22 protein-coding genes are annotated in these 26,049 nt (G+C 32.8%); 9 read left to right on the forward strand and 13 right to left on the reverse strand.

Annotation, left to right across the window (positions count from 1 at the left end):
• Positions 1 to 131 precede the first annotated feature (131 nt).
• The 7 genes from WN975_RS22510 to WN975_RS22540 all read left to right on the forward strand — a co-directional run bounded on the left by WN975_RS22510 (position 132) and on the right by WN975_RS22540 (position 11,171).
• On the forward strand, positions 132 to 1,586 hold the full coding sequence (locus tag WN975_RS22510) for a glycoside hydrolase family 30 protein (RefSeq protein ID WP_337968435.1): 1,455 nt from the start codon (positions 132 to 134) through the stop codon (positions 1,584 to 1,586).
• 88 nt (positions 1,587 to 1,674) lie between these two features.
• A complete protein-coding gene (locus tag WN975_RS22515; RefSeq protein WP_337968436.1) occupies positions 1,675 to 3,132 on the forward strand; it encodes a glycoside hydrolase family 30 protein in 1,458 nt (485 codons plus the stop codon).
• A 28-nt stretch (positions 3,133 to 3,160) separates the two neighbouring features.
• Entirely contained in the window at positions 3,161 to 4,627 is a 1,467-nt protein-coding gene (locus tag WN975_RS22520; protein ID WP_337968437.1) for a glycoside hydrolase family 30 beta sandwich domain-containing protein, read from the forward strand.
• 38 nt (positions 4,628 to 4,665) lie between these two features.
• Positions 4,666 to 6,408, forward strand: a complete 1,743-nt coding sequence (locus WN975_RS22525; protein WP_337968438.1) for a cellulase family glycosylhydrolase — start codon at positions 4,666 to 4,668, stop codon at positions 6,406 to 6,408.
• Between the two features lie 254 nt (positions 6,409 to 6,662).
• Positions 6,663 to 7,502, forward strand: a complete 840-nt coding sequence (locus tag WN975_RS22530; protein ID WP_337968439.1) for an endonuclease/exonuclease/phosphatase family protein — start codon at positions 6,663 to 6,665, stop codon at positions 7,500 to 7,502.
• Positions 7,503 to 7,504: 2 nt separating this feature from the next.
• Positions 7,505 to 8,929 carry a glycoside hydrolase family 30 beta sandwich domain-containing protein gene (locus tag WN975_RS22535; RefSeq protein WP_337968440.1) on the forward strand — a complete coding sequence of 475 codons (1,425 nt, stop codon included), beginning with the start codon at positions 7,505 to 7,507 and terminating at the stop codon, positions 8,927 to 8,929.
• A 16-nt stretch (positions 8,930 to 8,945) separates the two neighbouring features.
• Entirely contained in the window at positions 8,946 to 11,171 is a 2,226-nt protein-coding gene (locus tag WN975_RS22540) for a glycoside hydrolase family 3 N-terminal domain-containing protein (protein WP_337968441.1), read from the forward strand.
• A 269-nt stretch (positions 11,172 to 11,440) separates the two neighbouring features.
• Here the strand turns inward: WN975_RS22540 and WN975_RS22545 are convergent, their stop codons facing one another.
• From WN975_RS22545 to WN975_RS22565, 5 genes are all read right to left on the reverse strand, one after another.
• Positions 11,441 to 11,593: a hypothetical protein gene (locus WN975_RS22545; protein ID WP_337968442.1), complete on the reverse strand. Its 153-nt coding sequence runs from the start codon at positions 11,591 to 11,593 to the stop codon at positions 11,441 to 11,443.
• 395 nt (positions 11,594 to 11,988) lie between these two features.
• Positions 11,989 to 12,594 (reverse strand): hypothetical protein, encoded by a 606-nt coding sequence (locus WN975_RS22550; protein ID WP_337968443.1) that lies wholly within the window; start codon positions 12,592 to 12,594, stop codon positions 11,989 to 11,991.
• Positions 12,591 to 14,426 (reverse strand): glucosaminidase domain-containing protein, encoded by a 1,836-nt coding sequence (locus WN975_RS22555; protein WP_337968444.1) that lies wholly within the window; start codon positions 14,424 to 14,426, stop codon positions 12,591 to 12,593. Before WN975_RS22555 ends, WN975_RS22550 begins: the two co-directional genes overlap by 4 nt.
• Positions 14,427 to 14,897: 471 nt before the next feature.
• Positions 14,898 to 16,919, reverse strand: coding sequence for a hypothetical protein (locus WN975_RS22560; protein ID WP_337968445.1), 2,022 nt, complete (start codon positions 16,917 to 16,919; stop codon positions 14,898 to 14,900).
• A gap of 296 nt (positions 16,920 to 17,215) precedes the next feature.
• Positions 17,216 to 17,434 carry a hypothetical protein gene (locus WN975_RS22565; RefSeq protein WP_233209723.1) on the reverse strand — a complete coding sequence of 73 codons (219 nt, stop codon included), beginning with the start codon at positions 17,432 to 17,434 and terminating at the stop codon, positions 17,216 to 17,218.
• A 393-nt stretch (positions 17,435 to 17,827) separates the two neighbouring features.
• Between WN975_RS22565 and WN975_RS22570 the strand changes: the two genes are divergently transcribed.
• Both WN975_RS22570 and WN975_RS22575 read left to right on the forward strand, forming a co-directional pair.
• Complete coding sequence (locus tag WN975_RS22570; protein ID WP_337968446.1) at positions 17,828 to 18,583, forward strand: NUDIX domain-containing protein; 756 nt, start codon at positions 17,828 to 17,830, stop codon at positions 18,581 to 18,583.
• Between the two features lie 64 nt (positions 18,584 to 18,647).
• Entirely contained in the window at positions 18,648 to 18,968 is a 321-nt protein-coding gene (locus tag WN975_RS22575; RefSeq protein ID WP_337968447.1) for an MmcQ/YjbR family DNA-binding protein, read from the forward strand.
• A 28-nt stretch (positions 18,969 to 18,996) separates the two neighbouring features.
• Here WN975_RS22575 and WN975_RS22580 read toward each other — a convergent pair whose 3' ends face one another.
• The 8 genes from WN975_RS22580 to WN975_RS22615 form a co-directional block, all read right to left on the reverse strand.
• On the reverse strand, positions 18,997 to 19,605 hold the full coding sequence (locus tag WN975_RS22580) for an alpha-ketoglutarate-dependent dioxygenase AlkB (RefSeq protein ID WP_337968448.1): 609 nt from the start codon (positions 19,603 to 19,605) through the stop codon (positions 18,997 to 18,999).
• On the reverse strand, positions 19,592 to 19,837 hold the full coding sequence (locus WN975_RS22585; RefSeq protein ID WP_099710682.1) for an Ada metal-binding domain-containing protein: 246 nt from the start codon (positions 19,835 to 19,837) through the stop codon (positions 19,592 to 19,594). Before WN975_RS22585 ends, WN975_RS22580 begins: the two co-directional genes overlap by 14 nt.
• Positions 19,838 to 20,132: 295 nt before the next feature.
• Positions 20,133 to 20,846, reverse strand: a complete 714-nt coding sequence (locus WN975_RS22590) for a 2OG-Fe(II) oxygenase (protein ID WP_337968449.1) — start codon at positions 20,844 to 20,846, stop codon at positions 20,133 to 20,135.
• 204 nt (positions 20,847 to 21,050) lie between these two features.
• Positions 21,051 to 21,896 (reverse strand): methylated-DNA--[protein]-cysteine S-methyltransferase, encoded by an 846-nt coding sequence (locus tag WN975_RS22595; RefSeq protein ID WP_337968450.1) that lies wholly within the window; start codon positions 21,894 to 21,896, stop codon positions 21,051 to 21,053.
• A 143-nt stretch (positions 21,897 to 22,039) separates the two neighbouring features.
• Positions 22,040 to 22,501 (reverse strand): GNAT family N-acetyltransferase, encoded by a 462-nt coding sequence (locus WN975_RS22600; RefSeq protein ID WP_337968451.1) that lies wholly within the window; start codon positions 22,499 to 22,501, stop codon positions 22,040 to 22,042.
• 17 nt (positions 22,502 to 22,518) lie between these two features.
• Entirely contained in the window at positions 22,519 to 22,851 is a 333-nt protein-coding gene (locus tag WN975_RS22605) for a multidrug efflux SMR transporter (protein ID WP_337968452.1), read from the reverse strand.
• A gap of 69 nt (positions 22,852 to 22,920) precedes the next feature.
• Positions 22,921 to 25,239 (reverse strand): patatin-like phospholipase family protein, encoded by a 2,319-nt coding sequence (locus tag WN975_RS22610; RefSeq protein WP_337968453.1) that lies wholly within the window; start codon positions 25,237 to 25,239, stop codon positions 22,921 to 22,923.
• Positions 25,240 to 25,407: 168 nt separating this feature from the next.
• The gene (locus tag WN975_RS22615) at positions 25,408 to 25,905 is read right to left on the reverse strand and encodes a hypothetical protein (protein ID WP_337968454.1); all 498 of its coding nucleotides are present in this window, start codon (positions 25,903 to 25,905) and stop codon (positions 25,408 to 25,410) included.
• Between the last annotated feature and the right edge of the window lie 144 nt (positions 25,906 to 26,049).

Below are 26,049 nucleotides of genomic sequence, written 5' to 3' on the forward strand. Positions count from 1 at the left end.
TTGGTTGTAAATAGCCCATAATCACTATGAGTATGGGCTATTTTTAAATCCTTAAACTACTAGAATGTGTTTTTATAGATAAAGAGTTTCTTTAAAAAACTTCAATTAGAATTTAAAATAATAAGGAAAGAATGAAAAAAAATAGTTCTAAAATTCTATGCTTTCTGTTTTCGCTGGCAACTTTTGCACAACAGCCAAAGACAAAAAAAGAATTTACAACCAATGGAAAAAAAATAACAGTTTATACTACAGCCGAGAACTCAAATTTAAGATTAACATCTACAGATAATTTAACTTTCTCAGCATCAAAACAACCTCTTGAAACAGAGTCGTCAGTTTTTGTACAACCATCAAAAAAGTTCCAAACCTTTATGGGAATTGGAGGCGCTATTACCGATGCAAGTGCTGAAATTTTTGCTAAACTTTCAAAAGAAAAACAAACAGAATTTTTAAATGCCTACTATGATAAACAAAAAGGTATAGGCTATTCATTGCTAAGAACCACGATACAAAGTTCTGATTTTAGCAGTGGAAGCTATTCTTATATCGAAGAAGGAGACAAAGATTTAAAAACGTTTTCGATTGATCACGATAGACAATTTCGCATTCCATTAATAAAGCAAGCCATAAAAACAGCAGGAGGAAAATTAACTACTTATGTTGCTCCTTGGTCGCCAAATGCTTTTATGAAAAGTAATAAAAACGTCCTGAAAGGCGGAACATTATTACCGGAATATTATCAAACATGGGCAAATTTTTATGCCAAGTTTATAAAAGCATATGAGAAAGAAGGAATTCCAATTTGGGGAACTTCAACTCAAAATGAACCAATGGCAATTCAAACCTGGGAATCTTGTGTTTATACTGCAGAAGCAGAAAGAGATTTTATTAAAAATTTCCTTGGGCCAACGCTGAAAAAAGAAAAACTGGGCAATGTAAAAATCATTGTATGGGATCATAATCGTGATTTAATGAACTACAGAGCCAATGTAATTTATTCTGATCCGGAAGCTTCAAAGTATGTTTGGGGAATGGGTTTTCACTGGTACGAAACATGGTCTGGCGGTGCATCAATGTTTGATAACGTAGGCAAAGTACATGAAGCATATCCTGACAAAGGATTAATGTTTACAGAAGGATGTATCGAAAAATTTGATGCAGCAAAATATCAATTTTGGGGTAACGGAGAAAGATATGGTATCTCTATGATTAATGATTTTAATAATGGAACAGCTGCATGGACAGATTGGAACATTCTTTTAGATCAAAACGGAGGACCAAATCATGTTGGAAACTTCTGTTTTTCACCAATTCATGCAGACACAACAACAGGCGAATTAATTTACACGCCATCGTATTATTATATCGGACATTTTTCAAAATTCATTCATTTGAATGCAGTAAGAGTTAGTACAGCAGTAAGCAGAAGCGCTTTATTAAGTACTTCATTTTTGAATACAGACGGAACAATGGCAACAATTGTCATGAATCAATCTGATAAAGAACTTACATACAATTTAATTATAGCTGCTGAAAAAGCAGTAGTAAAAATTCCTGCACATGCTATTCAGACATTAGTGTATTAATATTTTGTAATTAGGTAGGAGGGTCGAATTGAATCATCCAATTTGACCCTCAATTTAATTTTAATTTTAAAAGTTTTTTGAAAGTACAATGAAAATCACAAATAGAATTTTAATAGCACCAATACTAGTTCTACAATTAAGTTGTTCTTCATCAAAAGTGGTGAATAATTCATCAGTTTCGGCATCCAAATCAAACAAAAAAGTTGAAGTTTATACCACCGCCGAAAACACAAAATTAAGATTATCACTATCGAATGATTTAATTTCGAAAGAAACAAATTCAACAGTTTCTATAATTCTGGATCCTGAAAAAACAGATCAGACTTTCTTAGGAATTGGTGGTGCCATAACAGATGCAAGCGCAGAAGTTTTTGCCAAATTATCTCCTAAAAAACAACAAGAATTTCTGACAGCCTATTACGACAAAAACAAAGGAATTGGTTATACATTAGCCAGAACCAATATACATAGTTGCGATTTCAGCAGCGACAGTTACACTTATGTTGCAGAAGGAGACAAAGACCTGAAAACCTTCAATATTGATCACGATAGAAAATATCGAATCCCATTAATAAAAAAAGCAATTGAAACAGCCGGCGGGAAATTAACCTTATTTGCCAGTCCTTGGAGCCCCCCAGCTTTCATGAAAGACAATAACGATATTTTGCACGGCGGCGTTCTCTTGCCGGAATTTGCACAATCTTGGGCAAATTATTATGCTAAGTTTATAAAAGCATATGAAAAAGAAGGCATTCCAATTTGGGGATTAACCATTCAAAATGAGCCAATGGCAAAACAAAGATGGGAATCCTGCATTTATACTCCGGAAGCCGAAAGAGATTTTCTAAAAAACTTTCTTGGACCAACTTTAGAAAAAGAAGGACTTAGTTCTAAAAACATTATCATTTGGGACCACAATCGCGGAGATATGTTAGAAACAAGAGCCAAACTGGTTTTCTCAGATCCTGAAGTTTCAAAATACGCCTGGGGAATTGGATTTCACTGGTATGAAACATGGAATGGCGGAACTCCGAAATTTGAATCAGTAGGGAAAGTTCACGCAGAATTTCCAAACAAAAATTTACTTTTCACAGAAGGTTGTATCGAAAAATTTGACGCCACAAGATTTCAGTTTTGGGGAAATGCAGAACGATACGGAATCAATATGATCAACGATTTCAATAACGGAACTGTAGGCTGGACAGATTGGAATATTCTTCTGGACCAAAACGGAGGACCAAACCACGTTGGTAATTTTTGCTTTGCGCCAATTCATGCAGACACCACAAAAGACGAATTAATATACACTCCAATGTACTATTATATTGGTCATTTCTCAAAATTTATCCGACCAAATGCTAAGAGAATAATTGAAACTATTAGCGATAAAACATTAATAAGCACCTCATTTAAAAATTCTGATAACAAGATAATTACCATTGTTATGAACCAGTCAGAAAAAGAAGTTGTTTACACGCTAATAAACCACGATACAAAAACCACAATCACTATTCCGGCTCATGCTATGCAAACTATTATAAACTAGCAGCCGCACTAACTAAAAAACTATAAAAATGAAACCTATTTTAAAAAATACTATAAAAGCCTTATTTCTTGGAGTTGCGATTTTTGCTCAGGTTAAATGTTCCTCTTCAAATGATGCCGTAGAACAAGGACCGCCACCGGTAATTCCGCCAGTAGTAGTAACTAACGATGTCGATTTCTGGTTGACAAAATCAGATCAAAGCGTTTTATTGGCAAAACAAACGGGAAGTTTAGGATTTAATACAACTTCTAATTCGTATGCAAATATTGAAGTAAACGCAAGTCAAAAATACCAAACCGTAGATGGTTTTGGATACACTTTAACAGGCGGAAGTGCTGAAGTAATCAATCAATTAACAGCGGCAAAGAAAAGTGCCCTTTTGAAAGAATTATTTGGAACAGGAGACGGTTCTATAGGAATAAGTTATTTAAGAATAAGTATTGGAGCTTCAGATTTGAATGCAACGCCTTTTACTTATAATGACCTTGCGGCAGGAGAAACAGATTTAGCCCTTGCAAAATTTAGTTTAGACAAAGACAAAACCGGAGTAATTGCACTTTTGAAAGAAATTATAGCAATTAATCCTAAGATTTTAATTTTGGCAACACCTTGGTCAGCGCCACTTTGGATGAAAGACAAAGACAGTTTTATTGGCGGAAAATTACAAACACAATATTATGATGTTTATGCTAAATATTTTGTGAAGTACATTCAGCAAATGAAAGCCGAAGGAATTACAATTGACGCGATAACTCCTCAAAATGAACCTTTACACGACGGTAATGAGCCAAGTATGTATATGTCGGCTTTAGACCAGACTAACTTTATCAAAGCGAATTTAGGACCAGCTTTTAAAGCAGCGAATATTTCGACAAAAATTATTGCTTACGATCATAATTGTGATAATCCAAATTATCCAAAAGCAATTTTGGCTGACGCCGATGCATTTCCTTATGTAGACGGATCAGCTTTCCATTTATATTCTGGAGATATTAGCGCGCTTACGAATGTTTACAACTCTTATCCAACAAAAAATGTGTATTTCACAGAACAATGGACCTCTTCAGAAGGTAGTTTTGAAGGAGATTTAAAATGGCATGTTCGAAATATAATCATTGGTTCTATGAGAAATTATAGTAAAAATGCATTAGAATGGAATTTGGCAAACAACGGTAGTTATGGCCCACATACTCCTAGTGGCTGTAGCATGTGTAAAGGAGCTTTGACCGTGACGTCAAACGAAAATTTTCAGCGTAATGTTGGTTATTATATTATTGCACACGCATCAAAATTTGTTCCGGCAGGTTCTATTAGAATCGCAAGTAATTCAGGCGGAGATTTACAAAATGTTGCTTTTATTACACCATCAGGTTCAAAAGTTCTTATTGTTGAAAATGACGGTTCAACAAGCATAACATTCAACATCAAATTCGACGGTAAATGGGTTACAAGTACATTAGCCGCAGGATCAGTAGGAACTTATACGTGGAAATAATTGCACAATTTAGAATCAAAAATTAATAGAGTTTTTAGATGAAAAAATTAATTATTACATTACAATTATTAGTTTCGATTACCACTTTTGGACAAGGTTTTTTGCACAGAGACGGACAAAAGATTGTTGATGGAAACGGAAAAAATATACTGTTAAGAGGTTTAGGATTAGGCGGATGGATGGTGCAGGAAGGTTATATGATGCAAACCCAGCCTTTTGCAAGTCCGCAATATGTAATCAAACAAAAAATTCAGGACGTTGTTGGAGAACAAGGAACAAAAGAATTTTATGCAGCTTATAAAGCAAACGGAATCACAAAACGTGATGTCGATTCATTGGCAGCTTGGGGATTCAATTCGATTCGTCTTCCAATGCATTATAATCTATATACGCCAGCAATTGAAGAAGAGAAAAATGGTGAAATCACTTGGACAGAAGAAGGTTTTACCATGACTGATAATTTAGTAAAATGGTGTGCCGAAAATAAAATCTATCTTATTCTTGACTTGCATGCAGCGCCTGGAGGACAAGGAAATGACGCAGCAATTTCGGATTATGATACAACCAAACCATCATTATGGCAAAGTGAAGCCAATCAGAAAAAAATGATTGCTTTATGGAAAAAACTAGCTTCGCGTTACAGAGATAATCCATGGATTGGAGCTTATGATATTATCAATGAGCCAAACTGGAATTTTACCGGAACCAATAAAAACGGTTGTGACGAAAACTCAAACGGACCTTTAAGAGATTTAATGGTTCAGGTTACAAAAGCCATTCGCGAAGTCGATACAAACCATTTAATTTTTATTGAAGGAAACTGTTGGGGAAATAACTACAACGGAATTTTCCCTTTATGGGATGAAAATATGGCGTTAAGTTTCCATAAATATTGGAATTACAATACTACAGCATCAATTCAGAAAATGCTGGATTACAGAACACAATATAACGTTCCAATTTGGCTAGGTGAAAGCGGAGAAAACTCTAATGTTTGGTTTAAAGATGTACTGACTTTAGTAGAAAGCAACAATATTGGATGGGCTTTTTGGCCAATGAAAAAAATCGAAAATATTGCAGGAGTAACTTCAGTAACCAAAATTCCTGAATACGATGTTTTATTGAAATACTGGAAAGACGGAGGTCAAAAACCAAGTGCTGATTTTGCCAAAAAGACATTAATGAAAATGGCGGATAATTACAAAATGGAAAACGTAACCGTTAAACCAGATGTAATTGACGCAATGTTCAGACAAGTACAAACCAACGATACAAAACCGTATAAAAAACATTTGATTCCGGGAAAAATTGCCGCAACGCAATATGATTTGGGAACAAATGGATATGCTTATTCAGATAAAGATTTTATAAACTACAGAGTAGAAACCGGAATATTCGACGAATGGAATAAAGGAAATACCATGAGAAATGATGGTGTTGATATTTTGCCATGCAAAGATGCAGGATCAAATGGTTATCAGGTTTCTTTTATTGAAGATGGCGAATGGCTTCAGTTTACAACGCAAGTTGCAAAACAAAAAACATATAAAGTTGCAATTCGTTATTCAAGCGAAAACTCAGAAGGAAAACTTCATTTAGAGACAGAAAACGGTAAAAAATCAGAAACGATTACACTTCCTGCAACTGGAGGAAATGACAAATTCAAAACAGTCATTTTATCTGGAGTAGATTTAAATGCAGGAACAAATAAAATCAAAGTAGTTTTTGAAAAAGGAGGTTTCAATTTGAACTATTTAGATTTTTCAGACAAACTCCGTTAGGGGTTAAAGGGTGGTAGAAAAAATCACAATGTATCACCATTACAATTTTTAGACAAACTTCGTTAGGAGTTAAAGGTTGGTAGAAAAAGGTCGGTAGAAAATAAAATTAAACGCAATACATAAAATTGTCCCGTAGGGATAAAACAATATTTAAAATTGATTGCATACGAACATTTAATTAACATAAGTTTTAAATTAATTTTTTTCAGTAAAGCCCTTGAAATACTAGCTTTACAAGATTAAAATTTTTTAACATGAAAAAGATAAATACAATTGTTTTAGTAGTAATGCTGCTTTTGGTAAGCGGTTCATTTTATGGTCAAAATTTAAAAATTATGACCTACAATATTCGTTTAGATGTTGCATCAGACGGAGAAAATGCATGGCCAAACCGGAAAGATTATTTTACTTCTCAAATACAATTTTATAGTCCGGATATATTTGGAGTTCAGGAAGCAACACCAAATCAAGTTACAGCGATAGCTTCGGCTTTGCCAAATTACGACAGATTTGGAATTGGTCGAGAAGAAGGCGGAACAGGAGAAGCGTGTACGATTTATTATAAAAAAGGACGTTTTCAGTTGTTGCAATCAAACACGTTTTGGTTGTCAGAAACGCCAGAAAAAGTATCAAGAGGTTGGGATGCAGCTTGCAACAGAGTTTGTACTTATGGACTTTTTAAAGATTTAAAAACTAAGAGAACATTTTGGGTTTTTAATCTTCATTTGGATCATATGGGCGAAGTAGCGAGAGTAAAAGGAGTAGAATTGGTTCTTTCGAAAATAAAAGAATTAAACACAAAGAAATATCCGGCATTTTTAATGGGAGATTTTAACTCAGAACCAGATACAAAACAAATTGCCGAGATAAAAAAAGTAATGGATGATACCAAAGATGTTTCGGTAGAAAAGCCTTTTGGACCATCAGGAACTTTCAATGATTTTGAACATGATAAACCTGTAACGTTGTTAATTGATTACATTTTTATCTCAAAAAATAGCGGATTAAAAATTCAAAAACACGCAGTACTAAGTGATTCTAAAGATTTAAAATATCCCTCAGATCATTTACCTGTCTTAATAGAAATAGATTAGAAATGAAAAACATCAACAAAAAACTTCAAATTTTACTTTTACTGCCCTTAATTGCAGTTCAAATAAAATGTGGAACTTCAAAAAATTCAGTTGCTACTTCTGGTAAAGCAGAATCGTGGATTACAACAACCGATGAGACATCAAAATTGCAAAAGCAAAATGATTTAGTTTTTAATTCAGAAACGAATTCAAATCAAATTATTTCAGTAGACGCTTCTCAAAAATTTCAAACTATCGAAGGTTTTGGATTTGCGTTGACTGGAGGAAGTGCTCAGGCGATATTAAAACTGGATAAAGCAAAGAAAGAAGCATTGCTTCAGGAATTGTTTTCCAGAAATAATGATGCAATTGGTTTGAGTTATTTGCGTATCAGTATTGGAGCTTCTGATTTGAATGAAACAGTTTTTTCGTATGATGATATGCCACAAGGGCAAACAGATTTAAAATTGGAACACTTTAATCTTGGTCCGGATTTAAAAGATATTGTACCACTTTTAAAAGAAATTTTGGCAATAAATCCAAAGATAAAAATTATGGGTTCTCCATGGTCGCCTCCAGTTTGGATGAAAGACAACGGAAGCACAATAGGCGGAAGTTTACAGCCTAAATATTATCAGGTTTATGCAGAATATTTTGTAAAATATATTCAGGCAATGAAAGAACAGGGAATTGTAATTGATGCTATAACACCGCAAAACGAACCTTTGAATCCGAAAAATAATCCAAGCTTATTGATGCTTGCAGAACAACAGAGAGAATTTGTTAAAAACAATTTGGGGCCCGCTTTCGCGAAAGCAAAAATCAAAACCAAAATTGTAGTTTACGATCACAATTGTAACAAACCAGAATATCCTTTGACAATATTAAATGATCCAAAAGCATTGCCATTTGTTGCAGGTTCAGCGTTTCATTTATACGAAGGAGATATCAGCGCTATGTCTACGGTTCACGATGCATATCCAAAAAAAGATTTGTATTTTACCGAACAGTATACTGGATCAGGAAGTAATTTTGAATCGGATTTGAAATGGAGTGTGAAAAATGTAGTAATTGGTTCGATGCGTAACTGGAGTGTAAACGCACTTTCATGGGGATTGGCAAATGATGAATATTACAAACCATTTACGCCAGGCGGATGTTCTACTTGTAAAGGTGCATTAATGATTGATCAGGCGCAAAATATAAAGAGAGAAGTTGGTTATTATATTATTGGTCACGCTTCAAAATTTGTTCCTGAAGGATCTGTTAGAATTGGAAGTAATATTGCTGGTAATATATATAATGTTGCCTTTAAAACTCCAACAGGAAAAATCGTTTTAATTGTAGAAAACGACGGAACTTCTACAGAATCATTCAATATCAAATACAACCAAAAACAAATTTCAACTACTTTAAACGCTGGTGCAGTCGCAACTTACGTTTGGTAATCAAAATTAAATGAGAATGAAAAAATTAACCACATTTACCTTGTTGATGTTATCGCTTTTTGCAACGGCACAACAAGAAACAATCGATCAGAAAGTAAATGCTTTATTGAAAAAGATGACTATTGAAGAAAAAATAGGTCAGCTTAATCAATATACCGGAGACAATCAGGCAACGGGACCAATTACAATAAATCCCAACAAACAATCTGAAATTAAACAAGGTTTAATAGGTTCGATGTTAAACATCATCGGAACAAAATACACCAGACAATATCAGGAATTAGCGATGCAATCACGTTTGAAAATTCCGTTGTTATTTGGTCAGGATGTTATTCACGGATATAAAACGACATTTCCAATTCCGTTGGCAGAAGCCGCAAGTTGGGATTTAACTGCGATTGAATTAGCTGCAAGAGTTGCGGCTACAGAAGCTGCGGCAAGCGGAATTCACTGGACTTTTGCTCCAATGGTAGATATTAGCCGTGATCCGCGTTGGGGACGAGTTATGGAAGGTGCCGGAGAAGATACTTACTTAGGTTCTAAAATTGCTTATGCGAGAGTAAAAGGTTTTCAAGGGAATAAACTGGGTGATTTAAACTCGGTTATGGCTTGCGTAAAACACTTTGCAGCTTATGGCGCAGGAGTTGGCGGAAGAGATTACAACTCAGTAGATATGAGCGAACGTATGTTGTTCGAAACGTATTTACCTCCATTTAAAGCAGCTCTTGATGCTGGTGCAGCGACTTTCATGAACTCATTCAATGATTTAAACGGAATTCCTGCTTCAGGAAATGCGCATTTGCAACGTGATATCCTAAAAGGAAAATGGAACTTTCAGGGATTCGTAGTTTCTGATTGGGGTTCTATTGGAGAAATGGTTGCTCACGGATATTCAAAAGATCTTAAAGCTGCAGCACTTTCTGCAATTACTGCCGGAAGTGATATGGATATGGAAAGTAATGCTTACAGATATAATTTGGCGGAATTGGTTAAAGAAGGCAAAGTTTCTATCGACTTAATTGACGATGCTGTAAAACGTATTCTTCGCAAGAAATATGAATTAGGATTATTTGACGATCCGTACAGATATTCAGATGGAAAAAGAGAAGAAAAAGCCTTAAATAATCCTGAAAATAGAAAAGCAGCACTTGAAGTAGCACAAAAAAGTATTGTTTTATTAAAGAATGATAATCAGACATTGCCAATCTCTAAAAGTGTAAAAACAATTGCATTTATTGGACCAATGGTAAAAGAATACAAAGCCAATATGGGATTTTGGTCAGTAGAATTACCGGAAGTTAATTATGATAAATGGGTAGTTTCGCAATGGGATGGTTTGCAAAATAAAGTTGGAAAAAATACCAAATTGCTTTACGCGAAAGGTTGTGAAGTAGATGGAGATAACAAAGACGGATTTGCAGAAGCGGTTGCAACAGCACAACAAGCAGATGTTGTTATTTTGAGTATTGGCGAAAGACGCGATCAAAGTGGTGAAGCAAAAAGCCGCAGCAATCTTGGTTTACCGGGCGTTCAGGAAGATTTAGTAAAAGCAATTCAGGCAACAGGAAAACCGGTTGTAGTTTTGATAAATGCCGGAAGACCTCTTGTTTTTAACTGGACAGCAGACAATGTTCCTGCAATCGTATATACTTGGTGGTTAGGAACTGAGGCTGGAAATGCTATTGCAAATGTTTTATTTGGAGATTATAATCCTTCTGGAAAATTGCCAATGACATTTCCAAGAGAAGTTGGACAAGTGCCAATTTATTACAATCATTTCAGTACCGGAAGACCAGCAAAAGATGAAAATGCAACGAACTATGTTTCGGCATATATTGATTTAAAAAACTCACCTAAATTTCCTTTTGGATACGGATTGAGTTATACACAATTCGGTTATTCTGATTTGAAATTATCTTCGACTAAAATAAAAAGCAACGAAACAATTAAAGTTTCTTTCCAATTATCAAACGTTGGAAAAGTTGCCGGAGAAGAAGTAGTACAATTATACTTGAAAGATAAATTTGGATCTGTAGTAAGACCAGTTTTAGAATTAAGAGATTTTCAAAAAGTAAAATTAAATGCTGGAGAAACTAAAACTATCGAATTTACAATTGACAAAGAGAAACTTTCTTTCTATAATGATAAATTAGAATGGGGAGCTGAACCAGGAGATTTTGAATTAATGATTGGAACTTCGTCAGCTGATATTAAGTTAAGATCTAATTTTGAATTACTATAAAATTACAATCTCCAAAAACTGTAATTAAATAAAAAAGCGGAGTTCCAGGACTCCGCTTTTTTTATGTAAATGCCAATCAGTAGTTGAAAATGTGCCGTTAGGCACTAAATATTGGTAGAAAACATGAATTGGAATAAATTTAGCGTGCCGTAGGTACGCAATACATATCATTTTGTTGCGTACCTACGGCACGCCAACGAATTTCAAACTGATATAACTACCGATATTTAGTGCCTAACGGCACTCTTGATTGGCATATATAAAGAATTTTAGTTAAAGTGTTTTTTGAAATTGAATTTTATTTTATTCAAAATACCATCTTCTATAATATCAATTCCAATTCCAGAATTGCTATCAGCCACTTCGTGATGCGCATTTCTGAAATCTTCAAAATCCTTCTCCGGAATTTCTAAGTTAATCAAAGGTTTAAAATCTATCCAAATCGTTCCTCCGTTTTTGGTGATTTTTTTACGACTTTACTTATTTTACCAATTAAAGATTAACTTTAAAAGTACTATAACTAAGAGATGAACTTCATTAAAAAGGATTAGATATAGGATATGGTTTCGAAGTCTCCCGACTTCCTACCCATTCCAATATTATATTTTTATAGCTTTTTCCCGATTTATTTACTTAAGATCTTTTGATTGTTTAATTCATCAATGATATTATTCATGAACTGGATTTGATTATGAGGATTTAAGCGAAGTGGGAGGGCTTATAAATAATCTTTTTCCAGGACTAGCCAGAGGAAAATCTAACCATACCAGGTTGTATCTGCAATTTACGCTATTGGTTTATTGTGCAGTCTAAATTATTAAAACATATTATCGATTGATTTAAACTCTTTCTTGATATTGTTTTTAATATCATAATTAGTTTCTATTGAATCAATTTTAGTAGCATTTAATTCATCATTCTTTAATTCATATTTTATCAAAACATATTTATATTTTTCTGCTAAAGTTCCATCATCAGTTACTTTTGGAGTATATGAAACGATAAATTCAATTTTGTCAGTTCGTTCCTTAACCCATACAAAAGTTAATGAAGTTCGTAAGTCATTTGTTATAACTTCTTTATTTTTTAAGTTTATTATATTTAGTGATAAACTATTGTTGTTCGCTAAAACAGGTAAAAATAAGATACTATCTTTTAGTATTTTATATCCGTATAATTTATATTTTTTTGATTCAATTATTGAAACTCCGTTTATTGGGAAAATATTGTCATTATAATCAAAGTATCTGAATCTTAACGTATCTTTCTTTAAATTGACTTTTTTTAATTTGTATTCTAAAGTTATAAATCCGTTAGTATCTTTTGTAATGGCCAAATAATCTTTTTCATTTTTATTCAGATTATTTTTACCGCAGGATATTAATAGTAAGCATGCTATTATTATAATTAAATTTCTCATCATTCTTTATTAATTTCGTTTTTAATGCTTAGATAGTTTTCGTTTTGAGCTTGTATCTCTTCTATGCTATTACTTAAATCTTCTTTTTCTTTTTTGCTTACATTGTTGCTTTGCAGTTTTTTTATTTCCTGATTTATTGATGAGTTATTTTTTGATATTTCATAATCAATGCTCTGAATTAGTCTTTTTTTAGTCGATTTTATTTGTAACAATAATGATTTTCCATATTTATTATCATTTGAAATTATAGTTCCTTTACCATTAGGTTTTGAAGTTATTACATCATCAAAATTATATGCGCCATGTCCGGTTTTATTTCTAGTTTTTTCATCTTCTATATATATACCTGTGTAAAAAGCTTTATCTATATCGTCGGATGTAAAATTTTCATTTTTAATTAGTTTTTCAATACCAGGCCATTTTTTAAATTTACTAGTAAAATAGTCTTTAATAGAGGCGTCATAGCCACCTACATTTGAATAGTCCTTAATTCTAATTTGAGCGTTTTTCACCTTATAATCATTACCATTCGTTGAAGTTCCAAACAGATTGTAATCTCCTCTACGTTCGGCTGCAGTACCCCAACCAGATTCAAGTGTAGCCTGAGATGCAATTAACATTGCTCCTTTGGCGCTTGCACCTTTTGCTTTGGCTTGATTGTATATCTTAATAACGATAGTAATTAGAAATTCATGATGTATCGGATCTTTGCTAAATATATCTATCAATGATGAAGAATTATTGTAAATAAATTTATGTACAAACTGATTATTGTCTTTGTTACTGTCGCCAAAGGTATAGTTTTTGCTATCTAATAAAGTTCCTGAAGCTCTAAAATACATATTATCCGCTCCAATTTCAGGATACATTTTTTGAACGCCTAAATCAGGATATATTATTCTTTGGGTTTGTATTGTTATTTTTTCCGGTAAATTTGGGAAAATTGATTTTAGTAATAAGAATAATTCGTCATGTTCAGAAAATAACTGCTGAATATTTATATTTGGCTTTATGATCTTCTTTATTAAAATATCGTAATATTCTTTCAAATATAGGTTTTTTTCTTCTTTCGATAACTCTGATAATTTAAAAATCAGTGACTCACTTAATTTTTCCCAGTTTACATTATTAATAGAGGTTTCAGAAATTTTATATTGATTCTTACCTTCTTTTTTCGTTTCAATATTGATTTGTTCAGCAAAATGTTCCTGACCTTTTTTGGTGTTAAAATCTTTAGAAATTTGAGTTTTGTAAATAGTTGAATCAAGATCGTTTTCAATCAGAATAACATCGAATTTCTTTTTGATTTCGGTTTTGATTATATCTGAATATGCCTTATTACCAGTATATGCCTTATTTCCAGTGACTGGAATTTCTGATGGAATTATAAGGCTTTGTTGTGTTGATATACTATTATATATTTGAGTGGTTGGTCTGTCATTTAAGTTTGTCGAACTAATATTAGTAGCTACTAAAGAATCAATTGTTTTACTGTTATCTGTAGTAGCAAAAAAAAGAGATTTAGGAACTGCTTTTGAAATGTTAGAATCTTGTTTTGTTTTCTCTAAAGTTGGAATAGTTGTGTCAGAAACTATTGGACTTTTAATTTTTTCTAAAGTAGTGCTTTCATTTTTTTCAATTGAGATATTTGAAAGGATTGAAGAATTAGCATTTTGATATTCCTGCCATAGTTGTACTATATCTTTTTCCTGTCTCATTTCTATTGAAATTTTTGCTAGTTCTTTTAGAAAGATTTCTTTTAAATCCTCTGAGCGTTTTACAGTAGGGATGTTTTTTATTGCAATATTGAAATTGTGAATTACATTTTTACTCATGATTTTTTTGTGTAAAAATAACCTTACTGTGTGGCATTGTGAAATTTTGTACTTATCATGTTCAGTAGTTTCAATAAGTTTTGTTTTCGCTCAAGTAAAAGCAATAGATATTATTATCGTAATTTTAATTTGTATTTCAGGAAAGAAATAAAACAAAAAACGTTTTACAAAGTATTTATAAATATTATTATAAGTTTTATGTTTTCAAAGTCTCCCGAGTTTGTACCAGCTCTAATGTCACAGGTAAGGTATTAAATAAAAAACTCGATCTAAAAAAGTTCTTTAAAGTAAAAAGAGGTATTCAAGTAAGTTAAAATAAGCTCTGAGAATACTTTGTACGAAAGTGTTTTCTATTACCTCCGAGTATACCAAGAAAAAAGAGGTTGTTTTGCATTTAAAAACAACCTCTTTCGATAAACAGCTACTTTTTAAGTACTCTTCTATTTTAAATAAACGTTTTTTGGTCTACAATTATTTAACCAGTTTATTGAAATTAAACTTCATCAAATTCATAAAGCCTTGTTCTATAATATCAATTCCAATTCCAGAATTGCTATCAGCCACTTCGTGATGTGCATTTCTGAAATCTTCAAAATCCTTCTCCGGAATTTCTAAGTTAATCAAAGGTTTAAAATCTATCCAAATCGTTCCTCCGTTTTTGGTGATTTTTTTACGACTGCTATAATCAAAATAAGGATTGCTGATCGTACTTTCCTGAACCGTATATTTTTCGGTCGTATCTATTTTCTGATCCGTCAAAAGTTTGATTTCATATCTTTCACTGTCAAAATTATGCCAGAAAGCAATGTCTTTGTGCATAAAATCTCTTGCATTGTTTTTAGTAATATTAGGATCGAAATACATTAAAAAACGATTCTTTTTTTCATCAGTATAATACGCATTCTCAATTGTGGTTTTGTACTCAATTTTAAATTCGTTTAATTTTTTATCATCGCTTATAATTTCAATTGCAGCATCCTTAAATATATGTCTAAGGTCAGTTCCGTTTCTGTCGTTATTGTAGTTTAGCGTGTAAAACAGGAAATTATTCCAACTGTCAATAATTTCTCTTTTGTTCGTTTTCTTGAAATATCTACGCATACTATTCGCGCGATTTCCTTTGTAAATTGTTGTTAGTTTTAATTTACCAACATTATTTTCTACAATAACTTCTGATTTTTCATCAACAGCATAATAAGGAAAACGATGTGGCGGATTAATTTGTAATTCCAGATTTGGCTTCACTTCCAGATAATGCATGAAAAAGATAAAGCTACGATTTTCAATTAATCCAAATTCATCACGAAGCGTTACATCCGTAAAATAACTTTGGCCGTTGTAATTTATTTTTACAATTACATGGTTAAAAGTCAATAACGAAGGTAAATAATATTTCATGTAGAAATCAACATTGAAATTCACCAAAGCCATAGAAGAATCAACACCAATATAATCCAAAATCACTTTCAATAAAACAGATTTTGCTTTGCAATCTCCCTGTTTATTTTCATAAGTAACACCAGGTTCCTGAGGTTTATGACCATTCATTTCATCTGCATTGTAGATATAATTAATATGATTTTGCACATATTCTATCGCAAATTGCAGTTGCTCATCTTTGTTGTCGATTTTGTCAAGTTTAGCAACTAAATCCGGCGCAAATTCGGGAAGAGAAGATTTCTCAAAAATAGTATCATAAATTGGAGCGATATAATTTGATAATTCGTTCCAATTCGCATCCGTTGCAAAATCAATATATGCAGAAACTTCTCTATTTGAGTCTACAAAATTGATGTAGTTTTCCTCTTCGATTACATATTTTTCTCCTTTTTTCAAATAGTTGACTTCCGGTTCAAGAACATTTCCGTCCTCGTCTCTAAAAAAGGTTTTCTTGTAGGCAATTGTTCTTTCGCGATCGTTTTTAAAAGTAAACTTATATTTTCCATAAGCCCAATAAGTATCGGGACCAACCCAAACATATTTAGAAAACTCTTTACGTAAAAAATCACGTTCCGTAAAAACTTTAATTCTGGAATCCTCCATAATCAAAATGTCATAAAGACGAAGATCTTTTATCGTGATATTGACTTTTTTGTTGCTGCTAAGAACGCCGCCACTGCTTTGGTTTTCGCTGTCTAAAGTTTTGATTTTAGTGTCAGGAATTTTATCCACAAGAACGCCATCTCTTAAAACGCTGATTCTGTGTATAACATAAGTTTCGTTTTCTTCCAGAACAACATCAACCACAGAAGCCCTTTCTAAATTTGCAGGTTCATTTAGCGTGTATGCCAAACAAGCATATTCACTATTTTGATTGTCGTTTGTATAATATATTTTATCTAAAAAGTAGCAATAATCGCGTCCTTCATCTGCTTGTTTTTGAGAGAATTCAGATTCTTTGATATATTCAATAAGTTGAGCGTCATTGATATCGCTTGCCCAATTTTCTGGCTTTTGAATTTTATAATTTTCTGATTGAATGGCTTGTTCCATAGTAAGGCTTTTAATTGAAGTAGGTAAAATCTTTCGTATAAAACAAAAATATAGAATTTTGCCAATATCTGACAGTAGCAAAATGATTATTGAGATAAGTTTGGTTTTCTTACAATAAAGAATTTATTATCTGATTTAATAGAAGTTTAATCTTAGATAATTTAATAAAATCCCGAAAGAATTGAGAAAGTTGTAAAGAGTATTATTACTAAAAAGCCCCGTAATTAATGAGATGCAGTAACAATTGACGAAAAATAAAGGAGATAAAAATTAAGAAGTTTAATAAGAAATGAGAATTATTTCAAAACTGTATTTATAAAATCCATAGCGCCAATTCCTTTGTAAGAAGCATATAAAGCTTTATCAAAAGCTTCACGTTTTGCTTTCTTATCCTTAGCCTCAGTTTCAACAATCATCTGATTGAAAATTCGTTCCTGTTCTTCGCTATATTTTATAGAAGCTTCCAGAAGATCATTTTTTGATACTAATCCAAAAGAAGAGTATAGCTTTTTCATAAACTTCTTATTCAGTTTTTCTAGGTTTGGAATGCTCATATTTCAACCAGTTTTATTTTCTATATATAAGAGACGTAATATTTTAACATATGTTACAGAGTTTCAGTTAAAATCGTCAATTACATATTTTCTTCTCGTAATTACTTTTTTTTAATGCCTTTTTGTTGCAAAAACAACAAGTTAAATGCTATATGTGTTATTATGACGCAATGTACTTATTTTTTCAATTTGTTTTTTTATTTTTAAGTTAAAATTGTGATTTTAACACGTGTTTTTTAGGAGGATTCAGGATTAGAATTTAGCTGGAATTTCGAAAAAATCGCTTCGTTTTATAAAAATGAATTAAATTGCAGTACCAATCCAAACTGGAAAGTTGTATTTAATAAAAAGCAGATGCTAAAAGACATTATAGAAAATAATCAAAATTATCAACCTGGGCTTTCAATAGATTGTGTAATTTTTGGTTTTCATGATAATCAGCTTAAGGTTTTATTAATCAAGATTCCGCATCGAAATACATGGTCATTGCCCGGCGGATTTATCCCAATTGATCAGGATATCGATACAGCCGCGGTGACTGTTTTGAACGAAAGAACTGGAGTTGAAGGAATATTTTTGAGGCAATTTGCGACTTTTGGAAAAATAAAAAGAAACGACCAGCACTTTGGAAAAGAAGTTTTAGAATATTTAAAAATCGAAGAAGAAAAAGGGAAGTGGCTCACACAGCGTTTTGTGACAATTGGTTATTATGCTTTGGTTGATTTTTTAAAAACAATTCCGAGATCTGCCAATAAAGAACAAATTATAGAATGGATTGATCATAAAGAAGTGCCTGAACTTATTTTAGATCACAAAGAAATTCTAGATAAAGCATTAGATACATTGAGAATTGAGCTCAATTTAATGCCAGTTGGTTACAACTTATTACCAGAGAAATTTACGATTCCGGAGCTTCAGAAATTATACGAAACTATTTTGGATCGAAAACTTGACAGAAGAAACTTTCTAAGAAAAATAACCAATATTGGAATCCTGACCAAACTCGACGAAAAGAAAAGCAACGTAGCACATAAAGCGCCAAATTTATATTCGTTTGATAAAGATAAATACGAAGAAGTCCTTAAAAATGGATTAAATCAAGGTTGGTAAGATTATAGACAACAGAGACCCGACAGGTTTCAAAAACCTGTCGGGTCTAATAAATCAGTACTAAATGGTAAATATTGAAACCTTTAGAAAATTAGCTTTAGCGTTTGAAAATGCAACTGAAGAACCACATTTCGAGAAGATCTCATTTCGTGTCAACAAGAAAATATTTGCCAGTTTTGATGAAAAGAACAATCGGGCAGTTTTGAAATTTAACGAAATCGATCAATCTGTTTTTTGTGCGTCAAGCGAAATGATTTTTTATCCAATTCCGAATAAATGGGGCAAACAAGGCTGGACAATTGTAGAACTTTCAAAAGTGAGACCAGAAATGTTTGAAGATGCGTTAAAGCTTTCCTTTCAAAATGTTACTTCAAAAAAGAAATAATTTCGAGCTTATAAATCTAAAGTTTTACTTACTCAACAATCGTTCTGAAAGTCAAATTTACCCTCGGTTTTGATGTTGTTTTGGTTGGCGGTAAACGATGTAGCCAATGCGTTTGTGTTGTACCTTTCATTACCAATAAACTACCATGTTCTAAGATTAATGAAACCGTTTCTTTCGTTTCTTTATGCTTGAAAGCAAACTTTCTTTCAGCTCCAAAACTTACCGATCCAATCGCACCATTTTTCTTTAAATCTTTTTCGGCATCGCTGTGCCACGCCATTCCTTCATCGCCGGAATGATATAAATTGAGCAAACAAGAATTGAAAGTTTCGCCTGTTTCTTGTTCCATAATCGCTTTTAATTCCAGAAGTTCCTTCGTCCACGGAAGTGCTTTTTTTGTGGTATTCGAATACGTATATTCAAAACTCGAATCTCCGTACCAAGCTACTTTTCGTTTCGTAAGAATCAATTTCCCGAAGATAATAGCTTCGTCATTTTTCCATTCGATGGTATTCAAAAGCACATCCAGATAACGATTAGAATCTTCTCGGGAAAATAGTTTTCCATAATAATTTACAGTTCCGTCTTTAGGAAGTAAATTGGTCGTTTCGTCTGTATGCGGATTAAATAAGTCCATTTTTCCAGTTTTGATATTCGGTTTTCATGCAATGTCCGCAAGGTCTGAAACCATTTTGTTTGGCTTCATTTTCAGATAAAAAGAAAACCCGATTTTCACGTTTCATTCTTTTTCCTGACGAACATTTTAAAGTTCCGTAGATTTTTAGTTTTCGGTTTCCACCAAAGCAAATTTCCGCATTTTTAATTTTATTTCGTAGATCGCGGTCGAGAATTTTATTGTGTTCGATCATTTGTTTATTATTTTTTTTGTCACAGATTACAGGATTAAAATGATTTAAAAAATCTGCTCAATCTGCGTGAAAAAATTATCAGTTTTTATATTATAGAGGCGCACAGCAGTGCATCTAACGTTTTGAGATTTTCCGCCACGAATGCACGAATTAAATCAATTCTATTCGCATAGATTTTAAAAATAATTCGTGAATTCGTGGCAAAAGAACATGATTTCAGACGCACTGCTGTGCGCCTCTACAGATATGCGTGTGTTTAAGCCTTTGAACCTTTGTACCTCTGTCTCTTTGCACCTTAACTTAACGCATCATGAAAAATAATCCCCAATGTATGTCGTTCTCCAGAATGAATTTCGCTAACACCATGTTTTATATTTACACGATAATATCCTTTTGTGCCTTTTACAGGTCTGAAATTGGTTGTAAAAACTAAAATATCACCTTTTTTAGGTTTCAGGACAATAGCTTTAGATTGTGCTCTTGGAGTTTGTTGTGTCAAAACAAATTCGCCACCAGTAAAATCCTCGTCAGGTTCATTCAGAAAAAGCACAATTTGAATAGGAAAATAAACATCACCATATAAATCTTGATGTAAAGTATTGAAACCACTTTTGCCATATTTTAAAATCAAAACAGTTGCTTTTAGCTGATTATTAGCGTGACATTGCTCTAACAATTTTTCGTGCGTTTCTGGAAAAACAGTGTTTATATTTAGGACTTTCATCCAGGCATTTGCAATTGGAGCGAGTTTAGGATAAATACTAGTTCGAATACTTTGGATTAAATCCGGCAATGGATAATTGAAATATTTGTATTCGCCTAAACCAAATCGGTAACGTTCCATAACAACCGTTTTTCGATACAAAGTTGGATTATCATAATCGAATTTTAAATCTTCGCATTGATCATTATTGAGCACATTTGGAATAATAGCAAATCCATTTTCGTGCATAGATTCGGTGATGCTTTCCCAATTAAGAGAAGCAATTTTTGATTGTATATTTTGCATAATAATTTTAGATAGGATTAAATCGCCTGGATGAAATATTTGCGTATTTTTTATCGTAGAGGCGCACAGCAGTGCGTCTACGCAAAGATTATCGATAAAGAATTGGTAAACACGTAATGTCAGACGCACTGCAGTGCGCCTCTACGGATTTGCGTTGTGTTGAAAATATTATTATCAATCGTACAATTGATAATAATTTTAGAATTATGGATTTACCTGAACACCTTCCCAGCCAATAATAGCCGTTTTTCGAGTGTTTCCCCACATATAACCGCCAAATGTTCCTGAAGATTGAATCACGCGATGACACGGAATTAAAAAGGCAACAGGATTGCTGCCAATCGCAGTTCCAACTGCTCTTGAGGCGTTTGGTTTCTCGATTTGTTGTGCAATAGAACCATAAGTAGAAAGTTGTCCCATTGGAATTTTAAGCAATGTTTCCCAAACTTTCAATTGAAAGTCAGTTCCTTTTAAATGCAGTTTTATTTCAGATAATTTACTCCAATCGTTCTGAAAAATAAACAAAGCATTTTGTTGTACTAAATCTAATTTTCTAGTGAAACCTGCATTTGGAAATTTGTTTTTTAAATCATTAAAACCAGTTTCTTCATCTTCGGCGAAAGCCATAAAACAAACTCCTTTATTGGTCGAAGCAACGATGATATTCCCAAACGGACTTTCGGCAAAACTGAAATTAATTTCGAGGTTTTTACCGCCGTTTTTATATTCGGCAGGAGTCATTCCTTCGATTTTTACAAATAAATCATGAAGTCGGCTTGTTCCTGATAATCCGGTATCAAAAGCAGCATCAAATAAAGTGGCGTTATTATTTTCTTTGAGGATTTTTTTGGCGTGTTCAACACTAATATATTGCAAAAACTTCTTTGGACTTGTTCCTGCCCATTCCGTAAATAAGCGTTGAAAGTGAAATGGACTTAAATGCACTTTCTCGGCAACCTCGTCTAAGTTGGGTTGCTCTTTAAAGTTGACTTTGATATAATCGATCGCTTCGGCAATGCGATTATAATTGATGTTTTCCTGTGTGTTCATTTTCATTCAATTTTATAAGGCAAAGATCGATAGGTTTTTGCGGGTATAAAATCCGAAACTTGCGGAAGTGTTGTTGTTTGTTTTTTTGTTTAAAGTTTCAGGTTTCATGTTCTGTCGCAACTTGAAACTTGAAACAATTGATATTATAAATCCTTCTCCATTTTGTAATTGATCAATTCAACGCCTAATCGAATGTTTTTTTGTTCGGCTTTTACAACAAATCCTTTTTTTTCAAAGAATGGTTTTGCCGTTATGCTAATGTCTGATGTTATGATTTTTGAATGCTGTTTTTGTGCTTCCAATTCTAATTCAGCTAAGATTTTATCGGCAATTCCTTGTCTTTGAAAGTCTTTGTGAATGTAGAAGAAATCAATGTAATTTCCGTTTTTTAGAGTTCCAAAACCTACGATTTGATTTTGCATGATTGCTAATAAAACAAATTGTGTTTCGATAACTTCAGTCCAACGATTGATGTTTTTAACTCCGGAAATCCAAGCTTCAATTTGAACGGGATTATAATCATTTTTACAAACAGTTTGTATGGTTTCGATATACAATTGCTGCATTTCTTGTAAATCTGAAATAGTTGCTATTCTAAAATTCATTATAATAAAATTCGAAATTAATGCGCTGTGGTTTTAGAAAAAACATTGATTACAACAACTCCAATCATAATTAAGGCTAATCCAATTATGGCTGGTAAATCCGGAATTTGTTTGAAGAATACAGCGCCAATAATTGTAATTAAAACAATCCCAACTCCGGACCAAATCGCATAAGCAATCCCAACGGGAATGGTTCTAATAGCAAAACTCAAAAAGTAAAACGCAGCAAAATATCCCACAATCGTAACGATGGTGGGAATAAGTTGTGTAAACTGTTCTGATTTTTTTAATGCCGAAGTCGCAATGATTTCGAATATAATGGCAATTCCTAAAAAGAAGAAGTTTTTCATGTTTTACTTTTTTTACAAAGTTAGACTTTCTAATAGAAGTAAACTTAATTAAAATATTAGGCTGTTTTATTATGGATTAAGTGAAAGTCCAACACTAAAAAACAATCTCACTTTGTCGATATTATTAATCCACGAAGTATCAAAATGAATAGGACCTAAAATTGATTGATAAGAAATCGCTGCTCCTCCAGATATTACAAGGCTGGGATCAAAACCATCATCCCAATTTCCTTTTGGACTAAATGTCTTATCAATGTATTTATCAAAAGTTTGAAACCCCACAGTTGCCATGTTAAAATGAGGTGTTAGATAGATTTTTCCCATAAGATTTATCTGAGAAGCAAGTCTTAGTCCTATAAATTGTGAAACATTAAGTTCGTCTTCGTGTAGTCCGGCAAAAGAAAAACGATTACTGCCTGAACTTGGTATAATTCCGCCTAAGAAATATTTTGAAGTATAACCAAAATCCGTAATTGGAATTTGATTGTCTTTAAATTTATCCGCAAAAATAAAATAAGAATCAAACCCAATAATTCCTGTAATCTTCTTTTTTAATAGCGCTCTCTTTTCAAAAGTGAAACCAAATTTTGTATAACCATTGGTTTTACCAGATATAGTTGTTTGATCCGGATCGTTAAAAGAGGTGTAGACATCGGATAACAATGATCGAGTTATATTTGTTTTTATAATTGTTCCGTTTTCTGCAAAGAAAACTTTATCCATATCATTGTAAGCATAGTGTATGTTTATTTCTATAGTGTTTGAATGGTAATTAGAAATGTTTGGAGAGTTAGGATTGTATTCTCTATCGTATTTTGGTTTTAATGTGGAGTAATGATAGTTTATTCCATAACCGAAATAACTTTTTAGGGAGTTTAAATTTCGATTCATCTCATTATTAAATTCGAGAGAATTATAGAGTACATTATCTGAAGCTTTTCCGTTTAAATAAATCTCTTCTCTTAGTAAGGCTCCGTAAAGTTCAGATGACCACCACCAATCCCGGTTTTTTCCAAAATTTTTCTGATAATTAATTCGTGCTTTTGGTTGTTCTGCAATATCGACTGTAAAGAGAAGACGAGATGCTTTGGCAAGAATATTTCTGGCAGTGTAATTAAAAATGATTCCAACGCCTCTATAAGTGTCGTAATGTACAGATGTATTGAGTTGGTTTTTGGCACGTTCATGTCCAAATATTGTAACTCCAAGTTTATCGCCATCTTTGATGAAATAGTTGTATGTGATCTCATCAAAAAGATTAGTTCCCATTGCTCTGTTAATGCCTGCGATTAAATCTTTGGTGGTATATTTTACATGTGTTTTGAGATTTATTCTTCCTAATACCAGAGGAAGGTTGTCCGGACTGATATTTTTGTAAACAATCGTATCAAGAATAATTTCTGAAGACATTTGCGGTAATTCGTGAATTCGTTGTGGATACGCTTTTAATTTTTCGGATAATGCGATTAAAGCCGGAAGATTTTCGTTTGTTGCGATTTTACCGTCTTTATAGATTTCGCCGCTATCTGTAAAATCAGCAGTAGAATAACGCAAGTTAGGCAAGTGATCTACTAAAATATCACAGAGTTTTCGGTTTGCCGGGTTCTTAATATTACTCGGAAACATACTGGTTTGCGTCAATATAGTTATAACATTGTTCAGTTTTCCTATTGGTTCTAATCCGCCTCCAACATCACTGCCAATAATAATGTCGGCGCCCATTTGTTTGGCAACATCTGTGGGGAAATTATTTAGTACACCACCATCAACCAATACTGTTTTTTCATAAGACATAGGTTTGAAAATAGCAGGCAGCGACATACTTGCTCTCATAGCATAAGCTAAGCTTCCTTTGCTTAAAATAACCTCTTTTCCTTCGGACAAATCAGTAGCCATTGCTCTAAAAGGAATGGGAAGGCTGTCAAAATCTCTAATATTATATACAGGGTAGGTTAATACGGAAAGATATTCTCTTAAATTTTGATCATTTAAAAGGGAACCAATGCTGTTTAGTCTTTTGTCTTTAACTCCTATTCCAACTAAATATCTTTGAAATTCTCTTTTTTCTTCTACACTTACAGATTTTAAGGACTGGCCTCCGCCAAGTAATTTATCCCAATTTATGCTTTTAGTTAATTTTTCAATACTATCACCAGAATATCCCATTGCGTACAAACCGCCTATAACGCTTCCCATACTATTTCCAACAATAAGATCGGGGACAATGTGCAATGAATCGAGTTTTTGCAATAGCGGAATATGTGCAATTCCTTTTGCTCCACCGCCGCTTAATACTAATACGACTTTAGGTTTTTTTTCCTGAGAAAAAATAATCTGCGGGAGACTTAATAAAAATAAGAAGACGATTAAACAAGTTGTTTTTTTCAAGTTTGTACTGTTTAAGTGTTTGATAAATAGATTCTTATTTTGATTCTTAAATGTAAGTAGATATTTGTAATCGTGCAATTTTTTGAGAGAAATGTTTTTTTTAGCAGAAGTACAAAACCAACAAAACCTCGTATTTCTACAAGGTTTTGTTGGTAATATTATCTAGTTTTAGTCGTGTCTTGTATATTTTGCGTCGTCTATCGCTTTTTCGAGATCTTCAACTTTTTTTGATTCTAATTCGACTTCTATTTTTGCTTGATTTACTTTTTCCTGAGATTTAGCGATTTGTTTTTTTAATGCTTCAATTTTTTTTTGATGATCAGGATCATTACTGTTTTGTGAAGCATTTTCAAGAGTTTTTAATTGGTCTTGTTCTTTTTTTAAATCATCTTCTTTGTCCCAAGCTTTTCTTGCCATTTTTATTAGCTTTTGTTCTTCTCTTGCTAATTTGGCTTTTGCTTTTTCTACATGAGTTAGTGTAGCAATAGGTTTTACGGTTTCTAATTTTGGAGCCTCTGGGTGTTGTTGTATTGGTCTACCTGTAAGTGGATCAATTGGCGAACCAGTAACTAGATCTCGCACGGAGAATTGACTGCTATAACGGACTTGAGCATTTGCGAAAAGAGGAGTGATTATTACTATCAATACAATAAGTAGGTTTCTCATAATTTGGTTTTGGTGTCCAAAAATATGCTTATATTTTAAAAAGGTCAAAAAAGATCTGATTAATTTTAAGATTGCTGCAAAGTAAACCCGACAGGTTTTAAAACCTGTCGGGTTTCTACGAACGTGGGTTTGCGTGAGGGATAG

Source organism: uncultured Flavobacterium sp., assembly GCF_951805225.1.
Classification (GTDB): domain Bacteria; phylum Bacteroidota; class Bacteroidia; order Flavobacteriales; family Flavobacteriaceae; genus Flavobacterium.

Coding starts and splice junctions, on each gene's coding strand:
- WN975_RS22510 (WP_337968435.1), top strand. CDS start 132: ATGAAAAAAAATAGTTCTAAAATTCTATGCTTTCTGTTTTCGCTGGCA.
- WN975_RS22515 (WP_337968436.1), top strand. CDS start 1,675: ATGAAAATCACAAATAGAATTTTAATAGCACCAATACTAGTTCTACAA.
- WN975_RS22520 (WP_337968437.1), top strand. CDS start 3,161: ATGAAACCTATTTTAAAAAATACTATAAAAGCCTTATTTCTTGGAGTT.
- WN975_RS22525 (WP_337968438.1), top strand. CDS start 4,666: ATGAAAAAATTAATTATTACATTACAATTATTAGTTTCGATTACCACT.
- WN975_RS22530 (WP_337968439.1), top strand. CDS start 6,663: ATGAAAAAGATAAATACAATTGTTTTAGTAGTAATGCTGCTTTTGGTA.
- WN975_RS22535 (WP_337968440.1), top strand. CDS start 7,505: ATGAAAAACATCAACAAAAAACTTCAAATTTTACTTTTACTGCCCTTA.
- WN975_RS22540 (WP_337968441.1), top strand. CDS start 8,946: ATGAAAAAATTAACCACATTTACCTTGTTGATGTTATCGCTTTTTGCA.
- WN975_RS22550 (WP_337968443.1), bottom strand. CDS start 12,594: ATGATGAGAAATTTAATTATAATAATAGCATGCTTACTATTAATATCC.
- WN975_RS22555 (WP_337968444.1), bottom strand. CDS start 14,426: ATGAGTAAAAATGTAATTCACAATTTCAATATTGCAATAAAAAACATC.
- WN975_RS22560 (WP_337968445.1), bottom strand. CDS start 16,919: ATGGAACAAGCCATTCAATCAGAAAATTATAAAATTCAAAAGCCAGAA.
- WN975_RS22565 (WP_233209723.1), bottom strand. CDS start 17,434: ATGAAAAAGCTATACTCTTCTTTTGGATTAGTATCAAAAAATGATCTT.
- WN975_RS22570 (WP_337968446.1), top strand. CDS start 17,828: ATGCTAAAAGACATTATAGAAAATAATCAAAATTATCAACCTGGGCTT.
- WN975_RS22575 (WP_337968447.1), top strand. CDS start 18,648: ATGGTAAATATTGAAACCTTTAGAAAATTAGCTTTAGCGTTTGAAAAT.
- WN975_RS22580 (WP_337968448.1), bottom strand. CDS start 19,605: ATGGACTTATTTAATCCGCATACAGACGAAACGACCAATTTACTTCCT.
- WN975_RS22585 (WP_099710682.1), bottom strand. CDS start 19,837: ATGATCGAACACAATAAAATTCTCGACCGCGATCTACGAAATAAAATT.
- WN975_RS22590 (WP_337968449.1), bottom strand. CDS start 20,846: ATGCAAAATATACAATCAAAAATTGCTTCTCTTAATTGGGAAAGCATC.
- WN975_RS22595 (WP_337968450.1), bottom strand. CDS start 21,896: ATGAACACACAGGAAAACATCAATTATAATCGCATTGCCGAAGCGATC.
- WN975_RS22600 (WP_337968451.1), bottom strand. CDS start 22,501: ATGAATTTTAGAATAGCAACTATTTCAGATTTACAAGAAATGCAGCAA.
- WN975_RS22605 (WP_337968452.1), bottom strand. CDS start 22,851: ATGAAAAACTTCTTCTTTTTAGGAATTGCCATTATATTCGAAATCATT.
- WN975_RS22615 (WP_337968454.1), bottom strand. CDS start 25,905: ATGAGAAACCTACTTATTGTATTGATAGTAATAATCACTCCTCTTTTC.